Annotated in this window: 14 protein-coding genes; 9 read left to right on the plus strand and 5 right to left on the minus strand. The window is 61.8% G+C overall.

Annotated features, from left to right (window positions below; all coding sequences use genetic code 11):
• Nucleotides 1–85: 85 nt before the first annotated feature.
• On the minus strand, nt 86–1,750 hold the full coding sequence (locus FFR93_RS13020) for an electron transfer flavoprotein-ubiquinone oxidoreductase (protein WP_138393529.1): 1,665 nt from the start codon (nt 1,748–1,750) through the stop codon (nt 86–88).
• Nucleotides 1,751–1,994: 244 nt separating this feature from the next.
• Here FFR93_RS13020 and FFR93_RS13025 point away from each other — a divergent pair, with 244 nt between their 5' ends.
• Nucleotides 1,995–2,783 carry an SDR family oxidoreductase gene (locus FFR93_RS13025; protein ID WP_064711290.1) on the plus strand — a complete coding sequence of 263 codons (789 nt, stop codon included), beginning with the start codon at nt 1,995–1,997 and terminating at the stop codon, nt 2,781–2,783.
• Between the two features lie 9 nt (nt 2,784–2,792).
• Here the strand turns inward: FFR93_RS13025 and FFR93_RS13030 are convergent, their stop codons facing one another.
• Entirely contained in the window at nt 2,793–3,674 is an 882-nt protein-coding gene (locus FFR93_RS13030) for an aminoglycoside phosphotransferase family protein (RefSeq protein ID WP_064706682.1), read from the minus strand.
• Nucleotides 3,675–3,948: 274 nt separating this feature from the next.
• Between FFR93_RS13030 and FFR93_RS13035 the strand changes: the two genes are divergently transcribed.
• From FFR93_RS13035 to FFR93_RS40840, 6 genes are all read left to right on the plus strand, one after another.
• Entirely contained in the window at nt 3,949–5,247 is a 1,299-nt protein-coding gene (locus FFR93_RS13035; RefSeq protein WP_064706681.1) for an efflux RND transporter periplasmic adaptor subunit, read from the plus strand.
• On the plus strand, nt 5,244–8,360 hold the full coding sequence (locus FFR93_RS13040) for an efflux RND transporter permease subunit (protein WP_138393530.1): 3,117 nt from the start codon (nt 5,244–5,246) through the stop codon (nt 8,358–8,360). The genes FFR93_RS13035 and FFR93_RS13040 overlap by 4 nt, the downstream gene beginning before the upstream one ends.
• Nucleotides 8,361–8,581: 221 nt before the next feature.
• On the plus strand, nt 8,582–9,874 hold the full coding sequence (locus FFR93_RS13045; protein ID WP_138393531.1) for an Hsp70 family protein: 1,293 nt from the start codon (nt 8,582–8,584) through the stop codon (nt 9,872–9,874).
• Between the two features lie 68 nt (nt 9,875–9,942).
• Nucleotides 9,943–10,836 carry a uracil-DNA glycosylase gene (locus FFR93_RS13050; RefSeq protein WP_138393532.1) on the plus strand — a complete coding sequence of 298 codons (894 nt, stop codon included), beginning with the start codon at nt 9,943–9,945 and terminating at the stop codon, nt 10,834–10,836.
• Nucleotides 10,837–10,968: 132 nt separating this feature from the next.
• Nucleotides 10,969–11,160, plus strand: a complete 192-nt coding sequence (locus tag FFR93_RS13055) for a hypothetical protein (protein WP_138393533.1) — start codon at nt 10,969–10,971, stop codon at nt 11,158–11,160.
• Between the two features lie 94 nt (nt 11,161–11,254).
• Nucleotides 11,255–11,410: a hypothetical protein gene (locus tag FFR93_RS40840; protein WP_167358954.1), complete on the plus strand. Its 156-nt coding sequence runs from the start codon at nt 11,255–11,257 to the stop codon at nt 11,408–11,410.
• Here FFR93_RS40840 and FFR93_RS13060 read toward each other — a convergent pair whose 3' ends face one another.
• The gene (locus FFR93_RS13060) at nt 11,411–12,283 is read right to left on the minus strand and encodes a hypothetical protein (RefSeq protein ID WP_138393534.1); all 873 of its coding nucleotides are present in this window, start codon (nt 12,281–12,283) and stop codon (nt 11,411–11,413) included.
• Between the two features lie 230 nt (nt 12,284–12,513).
• Complete coding sequence (locus FFR93_RS13065) at nt 12,514–13,452, minus strand: DMT family transporter (protein ID WP_138393535.1); 939 nt, start codon at nt 13,450–13,452, stop codon at nt 12,514–12,516.
• A gap of 416 nt (nt 13,453–13,868) precedes the next feature.
• Between FFR93_RS13065 and pepN the strand changes: the two genes are divergently transcribed.
• Nucleotides 13,869–16,517 carry an aminopeptidase N gene (gene pepN / locus FFR93_RS13070; protein WP_138393536.1) on the plus strand — a complete coding sequence of 883 codons (2,649 nt, stop codon included), beginning with the start codon at nt 13,869–13,871 and terminating at the stop codon, nt 16,515–16,517.
• 190 nt (nt 16,518–16,707) lie between these two features.
• Complete coding sequence (locus FFR93_RS13075; RefSeq protein ID WP_138393537.1) at nt 16,708–19,011, plus strand: ATP-binding protein; 2,304 nt, start codon at nt 16,708–16,710, stop codon at nt 19,009–19,011.
• Here FFR93_RS13075 and FFR93_RS13080 read toward each other — a convergent pair.
• On the minus strand, nt 19,008–21,965 hold the full coding sequence (locus tag FFR93_RS13080) for a bifunctional [glutamine synthetase] adenylyltransferase/[glutamine synthetase]-adenylyl-L-tyrosine phosphorylase (protein ID WP_064711085.1): 2,958 nt from the start codon (nt 21,963–21,965) through the stop codon (nt 19,008–19,010). The genes FFR93_RS13075 and FFR93_RS13080 overlap by 4 nt on opposite strands.
• Nucleotides 21,966–22,092 lie beyond the last annotated feature (127 nt).

The raw sequence follows: 22,092 nt of genomic DNA on the forward strand, positions 1-22,092 counted from the left end.
GTTAACGAATGGCTAAGAGCGGCCGTCGGCGGCCGATCACGAAGGCGTCAGCACGTGAAATTGTCGGCTGCGATGCCGATCCGCCTCACATATTCGGATAGACCGGCCCCTCGCCGCCCTGTGGCGGCACCCAGTTGATGTTCTGGTTGGGGTCCTTGATGTCGCAGGTCTTGCAGTGCACGCAGTTCTGGGCGTTGATGACGAAGGTCTTGTCGCCATCCTTTTCCACCCATTCGTAGACCCCGGCCGGACAGTAGCGGGTGGACGGGCCGGCATAGATGCCGAGCTCGGAACTCTTCTGCAGCGCCATGTCCTTGACCTGCAGATGCACCGGCTGATCCTCCTCGTGATTGGTATTCGACAGGAAAACCGAGGAGAGACGGTCGAAGGTCAATACGCCATCGGGTTTCGGATAGGCGATCGGCTTGTGATTTGCAGCCGGCTCCAGGCTTTCGGCATCCGTCTTGCCGTGCTTCAGCGTGCCGAAGAAGGAGAAGCCGAACAGCGTATTCACCCACATGTCGAAGCCGCCGAGCGCCACGCCGAGCGCCGTACCGAACTTCGACCAGAGCGGCTTGACGTTCCTCACCTGCTTCAGGTCGCGGCCGATGTCGCCCCGGCGCCATTCATTTTCGATCTCGACGACCTCGTCGTGACTGCGGCCTGATGCAATCGCCGCCGCGATCTTCTCGGCTGCCAGCATGCCCGACAGGACCGCATTGTGGCTGCCCTTGATGCGCGGCACGTTGACGAGGCCGGCCGAACAGCCGATCAGCGCCCCGCCCGGGAAAGAAAGCTTCGGCACCGACTGATAACCGCCCTCGGTGATCGCGCGCGCGCCGTAGGAGAGCCGCTTGCCGCCCTCGAAAGTGCCTCGGATCGCCGGATGGGTCTTGAAGCGCTGGAACTCCTCGAAGGGGTAGAGATAGGGGTTCTTATAGTTCAGGTGGACGACGAAGCCGACCGCCACCAGATTGTCTTCGAGATGATAGAGGAAGGAGCCGCCGCCGGTCTTCATGCCGAGCGGCCAGCCGAAGGAGTGCTGCACCAGGCCCGGCTTGTGGTTCTCGGGCGTGACCTGCCAGAGTTCCTTTATGCCGATGCCGAATTTCTGCGGTTCGCGGTCGCTGGAGAGATCGAACTTGGCGATCAGCTGCTTGGCGAGCGAACCGCGCACCCCCTCGCCGATCAGCGTGTATTTGCCGCGCAACTCCATGCCGCGGGTGTAGTTGGGGCCAGGCTCGCCGTTCTTCTCGATGCCCATGTCGCCGGTGGCAACGCCGATCACCGCGCCCTTGTCATCATAGAGCACTTCCGCGGCGGCAAAGCCTGGATAGATCTCGACGCCGAGTTCCTCCGCCTTGGTCGCCAGCCAGCGACAGACATTGCCCAGCGAGACGATGTAGTTACCGTGATTGTTCATCAGGGGCGGCATCATAAAATTCGGCAGGCGGATCGAGCCTGCCGGCCCCAGCAGCAGGAAATGGTCCGCCGTGACTTCCGTCTTGAAGGGATGCCCCCCCTCCTCGCGCCAGCCCGGCAGCAGCCGGTTGATCCCGACAGGGTCGACGACGGCGCCAGACAGGATATGGGCGCCGACCTCAGCGCCCTTCTCCAGCACGACGACGGACAGTTCCGGATTGACCTGCTTCAGCCGGATCGCCGCCGCGAGGCCAGCAGGACCCGCCCCGACAATCACGACGTCGAACTCCATGCTCTCGCGTTCGGGCAGCTCAGTCATCTCGGTCATTCATTCGTCTCCGCTTGGCCGCCGTGGCCATCATCCCATAAGCACTGTCTTGTCAAAACAACGAAGCATTGTCGAGCCGGGATGCGACAGCCAATCTTCAATTCGCACAATGCTATTGAACTGATCCGAGACTACAATAACGTTTACGTTAACGTCAAATATGAAACGCGGCACCACCGCAAGCCTCCCTTTCCTTTTTCGTCGCCTGCGCCTTATACATCGCTCGAAGACATCGGAGGATATCATGGATCTCGGCATCAAGGGCAAAAGGGCACTCGTTCTCGCCTCCTCGCGCGGGCTTGGCCTCGGCATAGGCGTGGCGCTGGCGCGGGAAGGCGCAAACGTGCTTCTGTGCGGGCGCAGCGGTGAACAGCTAGAGGCCAATTGCAAGGCGATCAACAGTGAAGGCAAAGGCCGGGCCGACTGGATCTGGGCGGACCTCACGGACGACCATTTCGTCAAGACGGCAACGACGGCGGTGAAGGACAAGTTCGACGGCCTCGATATTCTCGTCAACAATACCGGCGGACCGACGCCCGGCACGACAGAGGACATGACGGCCGAAAAGCTCGAAACCTATTTCCTTTCCATGGTCGCCCGGGTGATCACGCTCACCAATGCGCTTCTGCCTGATATGAAGGCGCAGGGCTGGGGCCGCATCCTGACGGTCGCCTCATCAGGCGTTATCGAACCGATCCCCAACCTGGCGCTGTCGAATACGCTGCGCCCGGCGCTTGCCGGCTGGAGCAAGACGCTCGCCTCGGAAGTCGGGAGTTTCGGCATCACCACCAACCTGCTTCTGCCGGGCAGCATTCTGACGGGGCGGCTCGACGATCTCGACGGCGCCGCAGCAAAGCGGACGGGCAAAAGCATCGAGGAGATCCGCGCCGACAAGGAAGCGCGCATTCCGGTCGGCCGCTACGGCAGCGTGGAGGAATTTGCCGCAACGGCCGCCTTCCTGTGCAGCGAGCCGGCAAGCTATATCACCGGCTCACTCATCCGCTGCGACGGCGGCGCAGCACGCTCCGTCTGAGGCATCCTTTCAGGCAATCCGGGCCGCCGCAGCGGCCCAGTTCGCCACGCCGCGGACCATCTGTTCGACATTGGCCGGATCGTCGGAAAGTTCAGCGAGTTCGGAAAGCCGATGGAAGCCGGTCATGATTGCAATGCGCCGCCGGTCGAGGCTGCGTCCGGTCAGCATTTCATAGGCCGAGATGATGCGCGCGGTCAGATCGGGCGAGATGAAGTTCGAATAGATGAACTCCTGGTGCAACGGACCGAAACCCGAATCGGCGAAGTCGTAAATGCCGTTGAGCCTGCGTTGCCGAAAGTCGAATGCCATGTTCCAGCCGTGACCGTCGAAGAAGCCGTAGACCTTGCCATAGGGGTCGGGCGGCAATGCTTCGAAATCCGAGACGACGGCTTCCGCAAAGCCCTTGATATCAGACGGCAGCTGCGGCAAAGCCTTCGCCCGCACCGCCTCCGGCGATTGCCATGGCTGGATCGCTCCGGCGCCCGCCGCCCGCAGGCGATCGGCATCGAGCGCGTGCAGTTCGGCGTAGAAGCGCGCGAGGTCGTCCGCCAGGTGCTGACGGTCGCCCTCCCCGAGCGCACCGTAATCTTCCGTGATGAGGTGTTCACCCTCGAGCTTGGCGTGGCTGGAGAAGATCGGCGGGCCGTCGTGAATGCGCATATCGGGAACCGCCATCGACAGCGACGGTCGAACGATATCGAGCAAGGCGGCTTCCTTGACAAGCGCTCTCTCCGCGCCGAGGTGACGGGGAAACTTGAAGATCAGCGTGTCGTCCACGTCGACCGCCATGGAATCCCAGCCCTTTGCCGCCAGCTTGAAGACGGAGGCCGTCAATTCGGGAAACACCCTTGTGATGAGAGAGCGAAATTCGCTGGCATCCAACTCAGTCATGACGACCTGCCTTCTCTGTTTTTCCGCTCTTCTTTGCGTTTGGGGAGCGGCATTAACTTGTCGCGGACCTGCCGGAGCGCAGCCGCCGGACCCACATCGATCTGCACTTGCCTATATTAGTATAGTTTGAATATTACTGAATATTCATTACAAAGATTTAAGCCTTTATAACCACTTAGTGATCGCGACCGGGAAATTATGTCTTTTTTGCGCCGCAATATAAGCGGCTCAATCAAAGCATAATTTCGCAATCTTGCTCAACCCCGGTCTCGCCATGAAGAAATTTTGGATTACCGTCAGCATCATCGCGGTTGCCGCCGTCGGTCTCTGGCAATTCGGCAATCTGATCCCTTATGCTTCGCGCATTCCTTACCTCTCCCAGTTCATCACGCAGCCGGTCAGCGGCAATGGCGGCGGGCAACAGGCGCAGGCCGATCAGACCCTGGCTGGGGATAACGGACAGCATCAGGGTGGCGGGCGCAGACGCGGCAGCGGTCCAACCGTCGTTAAGACCGTTGCGGCAATCAAGACGACGCTGCCGATGGATGTGACGGCTTCCGGCTGGGCCGACGCGGATGACAATACGACGATCGCCGCACAAGAACAGGGGCTAATCGTCAGCATCAATGCGCACGACGGGGCGACGGTGAAGGCCGGGGACCTGATCGCCAAGCTGGACGACCGGACGGCCAGGGCAGCCGTCGACAAGGACAATGCGATGATCGTGCGCGACACCGCAACTCTGTCGGAATCCGAGACCGCGCTGGTGCGCGCGCAGGACCTGTTCGACCAGAAGGCCGGCACCCAGCAGAGCCTCGATCAGGCGAGAGCCGCCCGCGACACCGCCGCGGCCACCGTCGACGCCGACAAGGCGACGCTCACCTCGGATAAGATCATTCTCGAGAATACCGACATTCGTGCTCCCTTCGACGGCCGGCTCGGCGACATTGCCATCAGCCAGGGCGCTTTCGTCAATGCCGGTTCGGCTATCGTCACCATTGCGAAATACGACCCGATCTATGTGAAATTTCATCTGCAGGAACGTTATCTGCGCGAGCTGAAGAAGGCATTGGCAGCCGGTCCGGTCGAGGTGAGCACAGCCCCTAACTCCACCAGGGGGCAAGTCCGCAAGGGCGCAATCAGCTTCTACGACAACACGGTCGATACGGCCTCGGGCACGATCCTTGCCAAAGCAAAGTTCGACAACGTCTCCGGCGCCCTCTGGCCCGGCCAATCGGTTAACGTCATCGTGCATTTCAACAACGACGAACAGCAGGTGGTGGTGCCGACGGTTGCCGTCAGCCCCGGCCCCGATGGTTTCTTCGCCTTCGTCGCCAGGGGCGGCAAATCGCATCTGACGCCGGTCACCGTCGCCCGCGCCAATGGCGGCTTTACCGCCATCGAATCGGGCCTTCAGCCAGGGGATCATGTCGTCGTCGAGGGCCAGGGCCAGCTCAACGACCAGCAGGCCATCAACGAGCAATTCGACGAAAAGACGCTTGATGTCGCCGCCGCCGAAGTGCCTCGGCAACAGCAGCAGTCCGAGACGGTCACGGTGAGAGCCCAGCAATGATCCCGAATTTTTGCATCCAGCGCCCCGTGGCGACGACGCTGCTTGCCATCGGCGTCATTCTGGCCGGCCTTGCCGGCTACAGGCTCGTGCCGGTTGCGGCCCTGCCGCAGGTCGATTTTCCGACGATCAACGTCTCGGCGCAATTGAGCGGCGCTTCGCCGCAGACCATGGCGACTTCGGTTGCGACGCCGCTGATCAAGCAGTTCGAGACCATCCCCGGGATCAGTGAAATCAGCGCCTCGAGTTCGCTCGGCAACACCAGCATCGTGCTTCAGTTCGATCTCAACCGCGATATTGACGCGGCCGCAGCCGACGTCCAGGCGGCGATATCGCACGCGACCCGGCAGCTGCCCGACAATCTGACGACGCCGCCGAGCTATCGAAAGACTAACCCGGCCGATGCGCCTGTGATGCTGCTCTCCGTGCAGAGCAACACCATGCCGCGCAGCAAGCTCGACGAGATCGCCGAAGACATCATCTCGCCGTCGCTTTCAACGCTTCCCGGTGTTGCCCAGGTCAGCGTCTATGGCGCGCAGACCTATGCGGTGCGCGTCGAGGTCGACCCCAACAAACTGCTCACGCGCGGCATCGGCATCGATACCGTCAACAAGGCGCTTGCTGCGGCCAACAGCCAGCAGCCTGTGGGCACGCTGCAGAACAATGCCCAGAGCATGACCATCACTGCGGATACACAGCGCACCAATGCCGAACAATTCCGCTCGCTGGTCATTGCCAATCCGAACGGCGCGCCGATCCATCTCGGCGATGTCGCCGATGTGCAGGACGGGGTCGAGAACCAATATACCGGCAGCTGGTATGACGGCCAGCGCGGCATCATCCTCGCCATCCAGCGTCAGCCGGATGCCAACACGGTCGATGTCGTCGACGCGATCAACGCCAAGCTGCCGCAACTGCACGCCGAAATTCCTGCTTCGGTCACGACTGTTGTCATGAACGACGCGGCAAAACCCATTCGCGACGCCATCGCCGATGTGAAGTTCACGCTTTTCCTGACGATCGGTCTCGTCGTTCTCGTCCTCTACCTGTTCACCGGCCATGCGACCGCGACGATCATCCCGGGGCTCGCCGTCCCGCTGTCGCTGATTGCGACCTTCGGCATGATGTATGTACTCGGCTACAGCATCGACAACATCTCCCTACTGGGGCTAACGCTCGCGGTGGGGCTCGTCGTGGACGACGCTATCGTCATGCTCGAAAATATCCTGCGCCATGTTGAGGAAGGCATGCCGGTACGGGAGGCGGCGATCAAGGGCGCCGGCGAGGTCAGCTACACCATCATCTCGATGTCGGTTTCGCTGATCGCGGTCTTCATCCCGATCCTCCTGATGGGCGGCGTCGTCGGTCGCGTGTTCAATGAATTCGGCATTGTGGTTGCCATCGCCATCATCTCATCGGCAATCGTCTCGCTGACCGTGACGCCGATGCTCGGCTCGCGCCTGTCGAACAATCACAGCCGCCCGCCGCTCCTCATCCGCCTTTTCGATGCCGGCTTCGAGCGGACGCTCAACGGCTACGACCAGGCAGTCGGCTGGTGCCTCCGCCATCGTCTGACGATCCTCGGCATCTTCCTGGGCTCGGTGGCTTTGACGTTCTATCTCTTCATGACGCTGCCAACGAGCTTCTTCCCGCAGGAGGACATCGGCCGCGTGACGATCAGCACCCAGGCCCGGCAGGACATTTCCTATTCCGCCATGGAGGCGCTGCAGCAACAGGCAGCAGCCGCCGTCAAGGCGAACCCGGCGGTCAGTCATGTGATGTCGACGATCGGCGGCAACCCGAACAAACCGCAGAACAACGGCACGATGTTCGTCGAACTCAAGGACAAGAAGGAGCGTCCGCCGCTTGATCAGACCCTTCGCGAGCTGCGCGCCGCGATCAACGATATCCCCGGACTGCAGGCCTTCGTCACTCCGAACCAGAGCCTGCGCTTTGGCGGCCGGCAGACTGCAAGTCAGTATCAGCTGGTCATACAGGCGCTGAGCGCCGACCAGACCGACCTCTGGGCTGGCAAGATCCAAGGGGCGATGCGTAAGGAAAGGCTGTTTACCGACGTGACCTCGGATGCCCAGAACAACGCGCTGCAAGCCAATATCGTCATCGACACCGAGCGGGCGGCGGCCTATGGGATCGACAATGATACCTTGCGCACGACGCTGCAGGAATCCTTCAGCGGCTATACGGCGGCGGAGATCCAGTCGACCGGCGACAGTTACGACGTCATCGTCGAATACGACACGAGCAAGCCGTGGGACGACCAGAAACTGTCGGAAATCCGCGTCGCCTCCTCCAATGGCAGCCTGGTGCCGCTGTCGAACTTCGCACATGTTCAGCGCACCACCGGCCCGGTCACCATCAATCAGACCGGGCAGCTCGTCTCCACCACCGTTTCCTTCAACCTGCCGGAGGGTGTTTCGCTCAGCGACGCGACGGCAGCGATCGACCAGATCAAGAAAGAGATCGGTTTGCCGACCGACGTCTTCACCTCCTATGGCGGCACGGCCGAAATCTTCCAGCAGTCGCAGGGCAATACGCCTTATCTGATCCTCGCGGCCGTGCTGACCATCTATGTGGTGCTCGGCGTGCTCTACGAAAGCTTCATCCATCCGCTCACGATTCTCTCCGGCCTGCCGGCGGCGGCCTTCGGCGCGCTTCTCGCCTTGAAAATCATGGGCTTCGACCTGTCGATCATCGCCTTGATCGGGCTCCTGATGCTGATCGGCATCGTCAAGAAGAATGCGATCATGATGATCGACGTGGCGGTGGAGACGATGCGCACGACCGGAGAAAAGGCGGCGGCGGCGATTCACGAAGCCTGTGTGCGACGCTTCCGGCCGATCATGATGACCACCTTCTGTGCCCTGCTCGGCGCGCTGCCCATTGCGCTCGGCACCGGCGCAAGCTCGGAGCTGCGCCAGCCGCTCGGCATCGCCGTCGTCGGTGGCCTCGTCGTCTCGCAGCTGCTGACGCTGTTCATCACCCCCGTCATCTTCGTCGAGATGGACCGGTTCGGCAATTTCCTCGGTCGGCTGATGGGTAGGAAGACGGTCGAGGCGCCGGTGTTGCAGGAGACAAGGGCAATGGCCGCCGAATAGCGGCCGTCTGCCAGACTTCAGCATTGGCGATTCAACGACAGGGTGCATGTCTTCTCTGCGAGCGGGAGAAGATGTGCGCCTCCGAGTATTTCGGTCTTCAATTCGCTTGAATGTGTCACGCCGCTATGGCATCACCCGCCCTCCTGAATCCGGGCGCTTCTGCGCCCCTTCGCGGAGCAATGCTCCGTCTCCAATAACAATCGGCATGAAGAGGTGCGGGCATGGCTCAGGCGCTGGGTTTCGACTTCGGCACGACGAATACGGTTCTCGCCATGGCGGATGGCGGGGCGACGCGCTCGATGGCGTTCACAAGCGCGGCGGGGACGGCCGACAGCATGCGGACCGCACTCTCCTTCATGAAGGATGGCCAGCTCGGCGCCGCGGCGCTGAAGGTGGAAGCGGGCCATGCCGCGATCCGCCAGTTTATCGACAATCCCGGCGAATGCCGCTTCCTGCAATCTATCAAAACCTTCGCGGCAAGCGCGCTGTTTCAGGGCACGCTGATCTTCGCCAAGCGCCACAATTTCGAAGATCTGATGGAGATCTTCGTGCGGCGCCTGCGTAGCTATGCCGGCGACAGCTGGCCTTCTCATGTCAGCCGCATCGTCACCGGCCGCCCGGTTCATTTCGCCGGCGCCAGCCCGGATCCGGCGCTCGCGACCGAACGCTATAACGAGGCGCTGTCGCGTTTCGGCTTTCCCGAAATCCACTATGTCTATGAGCCCGTCGCCGCCGCCTTCTATTTCGCGCAGAACCTGAAGCAGGATGCGACGGTGCTGGTTGCCGATTTCGGCGGCGGCACGACCGACTATTCGCTGATCCGCTTCGAAACTGTCGCCGGCAGGCTGACGGCAACGCCGATCGGCCATTCCGGCGTCGGCGTCGCCGGCGATCATTTCGATTATCGGATGATCGACAACATCGTCGCGCCGCTCATCGGCAAGGGCAGCCATTTCAAGAGCTTCGACAAGATTCTCGAAGTTCCGTCCAACTACTATTCCAGCTTCGGCCGCTGGAACCAGCTGTCGATCTTCAAGACCACGCGCGAATTCGAGGATTTGAAAAAACTGGTGCGCACCAGCCTGGAGCCGGAGAAGCTCGAAATCTTCATCGATCTCATCGACCATGACGAAGGCTATCCGCTCTACCAGGCGGTGTCGGCGACGAAGATGGCGCTTTCGGCCGCTGATGAGGCGCCTTTCGACTTTGTGCCGCTCGGCCGCGGCGGACATCGCAGCATCAAGCGCCGCGACTTCGAAAGCTGGATTGCCGAGGACCTCGCCCGCATCGAAGGCGCGCTCGACGAGGTGCTCGACAAGACCGAGACGAAGCCTGCCGACATCGACAAGGTGTTCCTGACCGGCGGCACCTCCTTCGTGCCGGCGGTGCGACGCATTTTCACCGAGCGCTTCGAACGCGATCGGATAGAAAGCGGCGGCGAGCTCCTGTCGATCGCCCATGGTCTGGCGCTGATCGGGGAACGCGACGACATCGCGCAATGGACTGTGCAATAAAGCCGGCAAGAACGGCCAATGTGCCGCCTGCCCTTTCAATGCCACGATCTCTCCGCTAGATTTGCCGCATGATCTCCGCCAACGACCTTTCCCCCGCCGAGCTTGCAGCGCTTCTGCATTTTCATGCGGATGCCGGCGTGGAATGGCTGCTGGAGGAGGAGGCGGTCGACCGCTTCGCCGAATTCGAGGCGATGAAGGCCGCGCGCCGTCCGGCGGCGCAGCCGCAGCAGGAACGGCCCACTGCCGAGGAGCGGCCATTCCCGGTGGATCGCCAGACATCGCCTCGTCCGAGTGCAGCAGCGCGTCCGGCCCCGGCCTCCAGCCCGCAACCGGCGATCCCGGATGGCGAGGCCGTGCAGCAGGCGCGTTTCGTCGCCGAAGCCGCACGCTCCCTCAGCGAGCTCAAGACCGCGATCGAAGCGTTCAACGGCTGCAATCTCAAGCACAGCGCCCGCTCGACCATCTTTGCCAGCGGCGACGCCGAAAGCCGCATCATGGTGATCGGTTCGGCGCCGAGCGCTGAAGACGACCGTGAAGGCACGCCCTTTTCTGGAAAATCCGGCCAGCTGTTCGACAAGATGCTGGCGGCGATCGGGCTCAGCCGTTCCGGCGTCCTGCTGACGCAGGTCATCCCCTGGCGGCCGCCCGGCAACCGCGCGGCGTCGCCGGCCGAAATGGATATCTGCCGTCCCTTCATCGAGCGGCAGATTGCGCTCGCCGAACCGCAGGCGATCCTGCTGCTCGGCAATTTCGCAGCGCGGTTCTTCTTCGGAGAAAACGATACGATTCACGGCCTGCGCGGCCGCTGGCGGGAAATTGCCGTCGCCGAGCGCGTCATCCCCGCAATCGCCAGCCTGCATCCTCAGGATCTGTTAACCGCACCGGTCAATAAGCGGCTGGCTTGGAACGACCTGCTGGCCTTTCAAGCGAAGCTTAACTCGCTCTCCCTGCTTAGAAATTAGCCGAAGTTTAACAGTTTATGAAGTGGTCCATGCGTTTTTCGCATGGCTGCATCGCGTCGAGGTGCATTGCAGAATCGATGCTGCACTGCAATATAAAGGGGTGTCTTGGGAGGAATTACAGGAACCAAGGCCATGAACAAGCGCTTCCGCCCTATCCATTGCGGGTTTGAAACCCTCCGCCTCGCCGGCGACCAAATTCGTTCCACTCACGGCCATAGCCGTTTCGGCTTTGCCGCGAACGAGCAGATGGTTGCGCGCGGCACCGGCATCAACAGCCGCACGGCGCGTCCGAACGCCATCTTTTCCGACTTCCAGCAATATTGAGCGGCAGGTTTAGAGCGCTTGCATTCGGAGGCGCAAAGGGCGCCGATGCAAAGAACCGTGCGACTGCCTGCCTTCCATGCCAGAGTAAACCGACATGTCGACGATCCTGCTATCGCTTTTGCGCAACATCGAAACCTTCGAGCATATCCGAGTCGCGGTCTGCGCCGCACGGGAATATGAGCGCGAGCTTTCGGTAAAGCCCGGTGCCGCCTCGAATGTTGGTGCGGCTACAGCAGCGATCGTTCTCTGATCAGACGGCTATTTCTTCTATCCGGGTCTTCGCCCATTCGAAGGCTTCGTCGACATAGGCGAACTTGACCGCCTGCCACGCGCAATATTCTTCGACGAAATCCCGCGATATCCATAGACGCGTCTTGCGCGGCTCATCATTCCAACCGACGCAGCCGCGCTGCGCTGCCTTTGCCAAGAGCCGCTGCAGGTGCGTGCGCGACATCATGAAATCGGCGGCGAGCGCGCGGGTTTCGACGCGGCCGACGAGAAACCTGCCCCGCTCGGTGTTTTCCATATCCAGCCGGCTGATGAAGTTGTCGATGACGAGGCCGCCGGCTTCGGTCCAGAGAAATAGCGCCACCTGCTCCGGCGGCTCCCGCCAGCCCGCATCTTCCAGGCAATGACGGGCAATGCGCGGCTGAACGAGCTTCATCAATGATGGATTTGCCTGGAAAAACGCCGCCCTGTCACCGCCGTCGAGCAGGTCCAGCGAGGCGAGATTGGCGTGAATCCAGGCGAACATCGCCTGATGGCTAACAGCCGCCGGTTCGAAATGTCGTGGCCGGCGCCGCTCGTCGCCAGGCGTGTGGATGATGAAGCGGTAGGTATAGAGTTCTTCGATGAAGGCGAGCACGGTGTTACGGCTCGCCACTTTATGCGCCGTGATGCGGCCGATCAGCCGGACGGCGGTAAGACCCGACGTCGGGTCGTGCGGATCATGTTCCAGGTGGAGGGCATAGGCAGTCTGGGTCAGGAGCCAGCGCTGATGGGAGGCGAGCAGTCTCGCCAAACGCGGACCGGCGTCGAACATGCCGCGCGTTTGCCCAGCCAAAAAGCGGATGCTCATCAGAAAGGAGCAGTTCCCCGCCAATTGCTCCGCCGTGAATGCCATTATGCTTTTCTCCACCTCCGCTCGCAGGCCAGCGTTCGGAGCAGCAATATCGAAGGCCGCAAAACGGCCCATTCAGACATGCATAGCGTTGAATAAATGATAGTTTCTCACGTTCAACAATCATATTCCGCAGTTCTACGCCATCCTGAGAATTCACCACTCTTTTCACTCGCCGGAAGCAAGAATGCCCAGCGGCAATCCGTGCGTTAAAATCCTGCCGGTCCCTAACCTCAGGCTTGCGGCGTCGTCGCCTTGCGCGCCTCCCGCTGTTCGATACCCAGCTGATGCTCGCGATAGATGATGAAGATACCGGCAGCAACGATGATGACGGTGCCGATCAGCATGGTCACGCTGGGCACGTCGCCGAAGACGACGTAGCCGACGATGCCGCCGAGCAGGATCGAGGTATATTCGAACGGCGCGACGGTGGAGACATCCGCATGGCGGTAGCTTTCCGTCAGCAGGATCTGCGCAACGCCACCGCAAAAGCCGGCAGCGATCAGATAAAGCGCCGACGGCCATGGCAGGACGAGCCAGCCGAAAGGAAGGGAAGCCAGCGAGAAGACCGACGCGGTGAGCGAAAAATACAGCACGATCGTCGCAGTCTTCTCTTCCTCGACAAGACGACGCACCTGGATCATCGCCATGCCGCCGAGAACGGCGGACAGCAGGACGCAAACCGCACCGAGGGCCTGCCCGGCTTCCATGCCGCCGTCGCGAAACAGCGTAAGTTTCGGCCAGGAGACGATGGCCACACCGACCAGACCGACGAAGACGGCGCTCCAACGATAGATGCGCACGGTTTCGCCGAGAAAAACCGCGGCGAAGATAACGGCGACGAGGGGTAAGGCGTAGCCAAGCGCGATCGCCTCCGGCAGCGGCAGATGCAGAAGGCCATAAAAACCGAAAGCCATCGACAGGATGCCGATTGTGCCGCGCTTGAGGTGCCCGACCGGATTGGCGGTGTGGAAACCTGCCTGCAGCTGACCGATATAGGCGAGATAGGCCATGATCGGAAAGAGCGCGAAGAAGGACCTGCAGAAGGTGACCTGACCCGGCGGAATATCCGGTCCGGCCAGCTTGATGAAGGTCTGCATGGCCAGGAAGACCACGACCGACGAGACTTTCAGCGCAATGCCTCTCATCGGGTTTCTGAGAACCGAGTGCATGATCCTGGCTCTGATGCTGACTTAACAGGAACGGGGAGACGCGTCCGACTCGGGGACGCGGCGAGTGACGTCAGCCATCGTAGCTAAAGAAAACCGAGAGGGGCGAAAAAATCGCACCAACGCCGGAAAATTACGAAATCACTTTCGGCTGCAGCCGACAATGCGGCTAAAAGAATTGCGATGGCCCTGGCTGATACCGCGCCGCGCTGCGGACGGCGAGCGACGCGGCGAACAAGGGGCGCTCAATCCATTGAGCGCATTTCGACCAGCAACATATTTTGCCCGTGAACTTCGCACTTGGGGGCAATTTGCTTTAACTTTGGTTCAGACTTTAATGTAATCATGCCCAGCAATTTAGGCAGAGCGCGCCCGCCTCTGTATCCGCGGTTATCAAATAACGGTCTTCAGGAAACACCATGCGAACAGATACCGGCCAGGTCATTCATCTGGCAGATTACCGTCCCACCGACTTCGTGCTGGAACGCGTGGACCTGACATTCGAACTCGATCCGACGGAGACGAAGGTCGAAGCACGTCTGATCTTTCATCGTCGCCCGGGCGCCGATATTGCGGCGCCGATCGTGCTCGACGGCGACGAGCTGACGCTGGCGGGGCTGCTGTTCGACCAGGTAGAGCTTGACCCTTCACGTTATGATGTCACGCCGGAAAGCCTGACCGTGAGCGACCTGCCGGAGAGCGCTCCCTTCGAGCTGACCATCACCACGATCATCAATCCCGAAGCCAATACGCAGCTGATGGGCCTCTACCGCACCGGCGGCATCTACTGCACGCAGTGCGAGGCGGAGGGCTTCCGCCGCATCACCTATTTCCCCGACCGGCCCGACGTGCTTGCTCCGTACACGGTCAACATCATCGCCGACAAGGAGGCCAACCCGCTGCTCCTGTCGAACGGCAATTTCCTTGGTGGCGCCGGCTACGGCCCCGGCAAACATTTCGCCGCCTGGTTCGACCCGCATCCGAAGCCGAGCTACCTTTTCGCCCTCGTCGCCGGCGATCTCGGCGTCGTCGAAGACACCTTCACCACCATGTCCGGGCGCGAAGTGGTGCTGAAGATCTATGTCGAACACGGCAAGGAGCCACGCGCAGCCTACGCCATGGATGCGCTGAAGCGCTCGATGAAGTGGGACGAAGAGAGGTTCGGGCGCGAATACGATCTCGATATCTTCATGATCGTCGCCGTCTCCGACTTCAACATGGGCGCGATGGAGAACAAGGGTCTCAACATCTTCAACGACAGATACGTCCTTGCCGATCCCGAGACCGCGACCGATGCCGACTATGCCAATATCGAAGCGGTCATAGCGCATGAATATTTTCACAATTGGACGGGCAACCGCATCACCTGTCGCGACTGGTTCCAGCTGTGCCTCAAGGAAGGCCTGACGGTTTATCGCGACCAGGAATTTTCCTCCGATCAGCGCTCGCGCCCGGTCAAGCGCATCGCCGATGTGCGCCATCTGAGATCCGAGCAATTTCCAGAGGATGGCGGTCCGCTCGCCCATGCCGTGCGGCCGACGACATACCGCGAGATCAACAATTTCTACACGCGGACCGTCTACGAGAAGGGCAGCGAGGTCACGAGGATGATCGCGACGCTGCTCGGCCATGACGTCTTCAAGAAGGGTATGGATCTTTATTTTGACCGTCATGACGGCGAGGCCGTGACGATCGAGGATTTCGTCAAATGCTTCGAGGATGCGAGCGGGCGCGATCTCACGCAATTCTCGCTCTGGTACCATCAGGCCGGGACGCCGCTCGTCACCGCATCGGGCAGCTATGATCCGGTAGCCGGCACCTTCACCCTGTCGCTCGAACAGATGGTCCCGGCCACACCCGGCCAGCCGAAAAAGGAACCGATGCATATTCCGCTCAGCCTGGCGCTGTTCGGCGAAAACGGCGGCAAGATCGAGCCGAGCGCAGTCAGCGGCGCGGAATATGCCGGCGAGGTGCTGCACCTGACCGACCGCGCCCAGACAGTGGTATTCCACGGCATCGGCTCGCGCCCGGTTGTGTCGATTAACCGCAGCTTCTCGGCGCCGATCAACCTGCATTTCGATCAAAGCCCGGTCGATCTTGCCAGCCTCGCCCGGTATGAGACGGATCATTTCGCCCGCTGGCAGGCGCTGACCGACCTGGCGCTGCCGAACCTTCTCAAAGCCGCCCGCGACGCGCGTGAGGGCAAGTCCGTCGCATGCGAGGCAACCTTCGTCGAGGCGCTGATTGCGGCCGCCGCCGACGAGAGCCTCGAGCCTGCCCTGCGCGCACAGTCGCTGGCACTGCCGAGCGAAGCCGATATTGCCCGCGAACTCGGCAGCAACAACGACCCCGAGGCCATCCATGCCGGCCGGCAGGCGATCCTGAGACAGATCGCCGACGCCGGAAAGGATGTTTTTGCCAGCCTTTACGCTGCAACCACGTCATCAGGCGGTTTCAGCCCGGATGCCAAAAGCGCGGGCCTGCGCGCCCTGCGCAATAGCGCGCTTACTTATCTCTCGCACGCGGAACAGACGCCCGTCCGCGCCAAGGCCGCCTTCGACGCAGCCAACAATATGACCGATCTCAGCCACGCGCTGACGATCCTCGCCCATTATTTTCCCGAGAGCGCGCAGACGAGCGAGGCGCTGGCCGCGTTCCGCGACCGCTTTGCAGAAAACGCGCTCGTCATCGACAAATGGTTCTCGATCCAGGCCGGCATCCCAGGCGCCAAGGCCTTGGAAAGGGTTCGCACCCTGATGGAGAATTCGCTCTTCAAGCGGACCAATCCGAACCGGATGCGGGCGCTGGTCGGAACCTTCGCCTTTGCCAATCCGACCGGCTTTGGCCGTGCCGACGGCGAAGGTTACCGTTTCCTCGCCGATGAAATCCTCGAAATCGACGAGCGCAATCCGCAGCTTGCCGCTCGCATCCTTACCTCGATGCGCTCCTGGCGCTCGCTGGAGCCGACGCGCGCCGATCACGCCCGCGCGGCACTGATGAAGATCGAACAGGCGCCGAACCTTTCCACTGACGTGCGTGACATCGTGGAGCGCACGCTTAAAGCGTAATTTGCCGAACTGGCCGCCGCACAGGATGTGGCGGCCGGCTCGCCCGCGATTCGAATCGCGCAAAAATAACAGAATTTTAAATAGTTAACGGTTTTTTACCTTTGCCTCTGGACAAGGCGAATCACCCGTGATTCTCTAGCTCAGGTTCGGGCGAGCGGCGCGCGAATCACACGAGGGACAAGGCGAAGAGATGATGGACGTGCGGCGGGCAACCGTGGCCGGAGGACGGCTGCGTGTCGATTTTGACGGGCTGAGGGCCTGGCGAAACAGCCTTTCCCGTCAGGCGACATCGGAACCGCTCCTTCGTCATCTCCCGAAGGCGGAGCTCATTTTGAAGCGCACCATTCCGGCGCTGATCATCGCCTTCCTCTCCGTCGTCGCCGCCTCACATTTCTTCGGCATGATGAGCGAATATGGCCGGCTGGAAGCTTCCGCCCGCCACGCCACAGCGCTCTCGGCGGCGACCGCCTCGGCTGTGTTCGCGGATGTGTCCGATATCTTCGACCGCGGCGATATCGGCCAAGCCCAAACACGCCTCACCAAATACCTGCCGCAGGACCGGCTGGACAGCGGCGCTTTCGTGATGCTGGTACAGGCCAGCGGCAAGGTTTTCGCCGCGACGACAGCCGGGCTTCCGCATGTCGGCAGCAATGTCGGCGATTTCTTCCCGGAGGTCTCGGCGATCCGTCGCTTCGGCGATCGGGCGGGCGTCATCGAAACCACGATCGGCGGTGTGCCGCACTATGCCGAGATCACTTTGATGGGCAACGCCGGCGGCTATATCGTCGCCGCCACCTCGCTCGAGGAGATCGGCCGGCTCTGGCGCGAGGAACTCGCGCTCAACGTCACGCTGTTTGCCGGCATATCCTCGATCCTGCTCGTCATCCTCTACGCCTACTACACGCAGGTGAAGCGCGCCCGCGACGCCGACGATATCTTTCTGGAATCAAACCTGCGCGTCGAGACGGCGTTGTCGCGCGGCCGCTGCGGCCTCTGGGACTTCGATTTCGAGAACCGCGAATTCTTCTGGTCGCGATCGATGTACGATATGCTTGGCCTGCCGGCCTCCGACAAGACGATGGGCTTCGGCGAAGCCGCCCGGCTGATGCATCCGGATGACGGCGGGCTCTATGAGATCGCACGCGCCATCGCCAGCGGCCATTCCGGCCAGGTCGATCAGATCTTCCGCATGCGCCATGCCGGCGGCCACTATGTCTGGATGCGGGCCCGCGCCCAGGTGATCCGCAGCAATTCCGGCCGCATGCACCTGATCGGCATCGCCATGGACGTGACCGAACAGCACCGGCTCGCCCAACGCTATGCGGAAGCCGACCAGCGGCTCGCCGACGCCATCGAATGCACCTCGGAAGCCTTCGTGCTCTGGGACAAGAACGACCGGCTGGTCATGTGCAACACGCATTTCCAGCAGGCCTATGGCCTGCCGGACAGCGTGCTGGTGCCCGGCACCGAGCGCTCGATCGTCAATGCCGCCGCCGCCCGCCCCGTGATCGAGCGGCGGGTCGCCGATGCCGACGGCTCGGGACGCACCACGGAGGTGCAGCTTGCCGACGAGCGCTGGCTGCAGATCAACGAACGACGCACCCGCGACGGCGGCCGCGTCTCGGTCGGCACCGACATCACGCTGATGAAACGTCATCAGGAGCGGCTGCGCGAATCCGAACGCCGGCTGATGGCGACGATCGGCGACCTCTCCGCCTCGCGCCAGACGCTCGAGCTCCAGAAAGCCGAGCTTTCGACGGCGAACGCCAATTATCAGGCGGAGAAGGAGCGCGCCGAGGCCGCCAACAAGGCGAAGTCGGAATTCCTCGCCAATATGTCGCATGAGCTGCGCACCCCGCTCAACGCCATCCTCGGCTTCTCCGAAATCCTGCAGAACCAGATGTTCGGTCCGCTCGGGTCGCTGAAATACGACGAATATGCCCGTGACATCCACGACAGCGGCAAACATCTGCTGAACGTCATCAACGACATTCTCGACATGTCGAAGATCGAGGCCGGCCATCTGATGTTGCACCGCGAACGCATCGACCTCGTGCCGCTGATCGAGGAAAGCCTGCGCTTTACCGCCATTCCTGCTGCAGAAAAGAACATCGTCATCGAGCAGCGCATCTCTTCAGGCCTGACGCTGATGGCCGACCGCCGGGCGATGAAACAGGTACTGCTCAACCTGCTCTCCAACGCGGTGAAATTCACTGACAATGGCGGCCGCATCGCGGTGCGCACGCGCCGCGTCAACGGAGCCGTGGCCGTCACCATAGCCGATACCGGAATCGGCATCCCCCGCTCAGCGCTGTCGAAGATCGGCCAGCCCTTCGAACAGGTGCAGAGCCAGTACGCAAAGAGCAAGGGCGGCTCCGGCCTCGGGCTCGCCATCTCCCGCTCGCTCACCTCGCTGCATGGCGGGCGCATGAAGATCCGCTCGCGCGAAGCTGTGGGTACGGTGATCTCGCTGCGCATTCCGGATAACGCTTAGACTTTCACCGTATTCACGAATATCTTTCTCACCGCTTTCGAAAGCCGCTTCACTTCCCCTTCCAGCGTCCTGATGTCAGGGCAGTCGCCGGCACGGCAGACGAGCTCGATGAGGCCGGCAGGCGCGTCGTTCAGGTCGAACTCGCTCTCGATGCAGAGCCGGATCAGCTGTGAAAGACTGGTATAGAGCGCGAAGGCTTCGAGGCATGTGTCGAGGTCGGCCGCCGGCATCAGCCGGTCGCCAAGGATCTTAAGAGCCTCGCCTGTGCTCTTGCCGTTCACGGCAACGCCGGCGCCTCTGGTTGGCGCGATCAACGCCAGGTATTGGGCGATGAATTCGAGATCGATGACGCCTCCGGGTATCTGCTTCAAGTCCCAGGGGCCGGATGGCGGCTTTTCCTTGTCGATCAGTCCGCGCATCTCCGCAACGTCATGCGCCACCTTGGCGATGTCTCGATCGGCTGTCAGCACTTCGCGGATGATATGTTCCGCCTCTGCGATCAGGCTGTCATCGCCTGAGATCAGCCGGGCGCGGCTGAGCGCCATATGCTCCCAGGTCCAAGCCTCCTCACGCTGGTACTTGCGGAAGGCATTGATACGGGTGGCAACCGGCCCCTTGTTCCCGGATGGACGCAGCCGCATGTCGACTTCATAGAGAACGCCTTCGGCGGTCGGCGCCGACAGAGCGGCGATCAGTCTTTGGGTGATGCGGGTGAAGTAGCGCGTGGCGTCGAGCGGCTTTGGCCCATCGGACTCGGAAGCCGCGTCGTCATAATCATAGAGCAGGATCAGGTCGATGTCGGAACCGGCCGTCAGCTCGAAGCTGCCGAGCTTGCCCATTCCCGCAACGGCGATGCGGCCGCCGGGATAATCGCCATGCGCGGCCCGCATCTCGCTCGTCACGGCATCGAGCGCCGCTGCGATGATGAGATCGGCGAGATGGGTGAAGGCGCGGGCGGCCATGGCGCCGTTTATCGCGCCGGTGAGCAGGCGGATGCCGATCAGGAAACGCTGCTCGGCGGCGAAGATGCGCAGCCGGTCGAGCACCTCCTCATAATGGCGCGCCTGGACGAGCGATCCCTTCAGGCGCTCGCCGAGATAGTCGCGCGTCGGCAGCTCGGCCATCAAGCCGGGATCGAGCATGCCGTCGAAGACATGCGGCTTGGCGGCGATCACCTCGGCAAGCCGGGGCGCCGAGGACATGATGTTGACGATCAGCGACAGGAGCGCCGGATTGCTGCCGAGCAGCGAAAAAAGCTGGATACCGGCGGGAAGGCCCGAAATGAAGCTATCGAAGCGCAGCAGCGCCTCATCGGCGCGCTTGCTTTCGCCGAAGACGCGCAGCAGTTCGGGCGTCAGCTCCGTCAGCCGCTCACGCGCCTCCACCGATTGCGTCGCGCGATAGCGGCCGTAATGCCAAGTACGGATGATGCGGGAAATGTCGGATGGCCTGGTGAAGCCAAGCTTCTTCAGCGTCACCAGCGTATCCGGATCGTCGCCCTGGCCGGTAAAGACAAGGTTTCCGGTTTCAGTGGAAAGCTTGCTCTCCTGCTCAAATAGGCGGGCATACCGCCGCTCGACCGTCTTCAGAACGCCAACCAGCCTTTCGGAAAAGCTCGGCGTGTCGGAAAAGCCCATCATGAAGGCGATGCGCTTCAGGTCGGCATCGGTCTCCGGCAGAAGGTGAGTCTGCTCGTCGCGCACCATCTGGATGCGATGCTCGACGTCACGCAGGAACCAATAGGCCTCCGTCAGTTCGTCGCGGGTCTGCTCATCGATCCATTTCGCCTTGGTGAGTTCGCCGAGTGTCTCCTCCGTCGACCGGCCGCGCAGCGCCGGCATACGGCCGCCGGCGATCAACTGCTGCGTCTGAACGAAGAATTCGATCTCGCGGATGCCGCCGCGGCCGAGCTTGACATTATGACCCTTGACCGCGATCGCGCCATGACCCTTATGCGCGTGGATCTGCCGCTTGATCGAATGAATATCGGCGATCGCCGCGTAATCGAGATATTTACGGAAGACGAAAGGCGACAGCCCACGCAGGAACTCCGCACCGGCCGCAAGGTCTCCGGCCAGCGCGCGCGCCTTGATGAAGGCGGCCCGCTCCCAGTTCTGGCCCCTGCCCTCATAATAGATCATTGCCGCATCGACCGGGATCGCCAGCGGCGTCGAGCCGGGATCGGGACGCAATCTCAGATCCGTGCGAAAAACGTAGCCGTCCGCCGTGCGCTCCTGCAGGATGCGCACAAGCCGGCGCATCATCCTCGGAAAGACCTCGATCGCGTCATCCGGGTCGGGCACGATGCCGGCCTCTTCGTCGAAGAAGACGACGAGATCGATATCGGAAGAATAGTTGAGTTCGGACGCGCCGAGCTTGCCCATGCCGAGCACGATCAGGCCGGAGCCCTCGCTTGGTTTCACCGGATCGTGCAGCCGGAGTTTTCCCCCTTCATGCGCCGCGAGCAACAGATGGTCGATCGCAGCCGCGACCGAAGCTTCGGCAAGCGCGCTCAGCCAGGCCGTGGTCGTCCGGCTGTCGAAAATGCGCGAGAGATCGGCGAGCGCAACGAGAAAAGCGGCCTTGCGCTTGATGACGCGCAGCCTGCTCATCACCACGGATTCCGCCGGCGCCGCCCCCTCGCCGTCCGGCCGCCAGCAGCCCCGCGCCTCGGCGATCAGCGCTTCGATCTGCGGCTCCAGAGGTTCGCTGATGGCGCCTGCGAGGATGGCGGGGTCGAGATTGACAATATCGCGCAGGTAGGGCGACAGCGTCAGCACAGCGGCGATGAAATCACGCAGCCGCCCTTCCGCTTTCAGCATGGCGGCCACCGAGGGCTCGCTTTTGCTCGCTTCCTGAAGATCGGTCAGCGCCAGCTTCAGCTCCGTCTGGCTCAGCGGACGCAGCAGCCCTTCGGCGACATCCTTCAGGCCATGCGTCGATTTTGTCAGCATGCGCTCTCCCTGGCTCTACATAGCAGATAGCGATCACCAGAATCGCGGCCCGCCACCTTCGTTCCGGGTTAACTTAGGGTCCTGGCGGAAAACCGCCAATATACGATTAAATCGATCGAGTTTCGGC

Origin of the sequence: Rhizobium sp. MHM7A, assembly GCF_005862215.1 — a bacterium.
Classification (GTDB): domain Bacteria; phylum Pseudomonadota; class Alphaproteobacteria; order Rhizobiales; family Rhizobiaceae; genus Rhizobium; species Rhizobium bangladeshense.

Excerpts from the sequence above, each read along its gene's own strand:
- FFR93_RS13040 (WP_138393530.1), top strand. The coding sequence starts at position 5,244 with ATGATCCCGAATTTTTGCATCCAGCGCCCCGTGGCGACGACGCTGCTT.
- FFR93_RS13050 (WP_138393532.1), top strand. The coding sequence starts at position 9,943 with ATGATCTCCGCCAACGACCTTTCCCCCGCCGAGCTTGCAGCGCTTCTG.
- FFR93_RS13045 (WP_138393531.1), top strand. The coding sequence starts at position 8,582 with ATGGCTCAGGCGCTGGGTTTCGACTTCGGCACGACGAATACGGTTCTC.
- FFR93_RS13035 (WP_064706681.1), top strand. The coding sequence starts at position 3,949 with ATGAAGAAATTTTGGATTACCGTCAGCATCATCGCGGTTGCCGCCGTC.
- FFR93_RS13080 (WP_064711085.1), bottom strand. The coding sequence starts at position 21,965 with ATGCTGACAAAATCGACGCATGGCCTGAAGGATGTCGCCGAAGGGCTG.
- FFR93_RS13020 (WP_138393529.1), bottom strand. The coding sequence starts at position 1,750 with ATGACCGAGATGACTGAGCTGCCCGAACGCGAGAGCATGGAGTTCGAC.
- FFR93_RS13060 (WP_138393534.1), bottom strand. The coding sequence starts at position 12,283 with ATGGCATTCACGGCGGAGCAATTGGCGGGGAACTGCTCCTTTCTGATG.
- FFR93_RS13025 (WP_064711290.1), top strand. The coding sequence starts at position 1,995 with ATGGATCTCGGCATCAAGGGCAAAAGGGCACTCGTTCTCGCCTCCTCG.
- FFR93_RS13075 (WP_138393537.1), top strand. The coding sequence starts at position 16,708 with ATGATGGACGTGCGGCGGGCAACCGTGGCCGGAGGACGGCTGCGTGTC.
- FFR93_RS13030 (WP_064706682.1), bottom strand. The coding sequence starts at position 3,674 with ATGACTGAGTTGGATGCCAGCGAATTTCGCTCTCTCATCACAAGGGTG.
- FFR93_RS40840 (WP_167358954.1), top strand. The coding sequence starts at position 11,255 with ATGTCGACGATCCTGCTATCGCTTTTGCGCAACATCGAAACCTTCGAG.
- pepN (WP_138393536.1), top strand. The coding sequence starts at position 13,869 with ATGCGAACAGATACCGGCCAGGTCATTCATCTGGCAGATTACCGTCCC.
- FFR93_RS13065 (WP_138393535.1), bottom strand. The coding sequence starts at position 13,452 with ATGCACTCGGTTCTCAGAAACCCGATGAGAGGCATTGCGCTGAAAGTC.
- FFR93_RS13055 (WP_138393533.1), top strand. The coding sequence starts at position 10,969 with ATGAACAAGCGCTTCCGCCCTATCCATTGCGGGTTTGAAACCCTCCGC.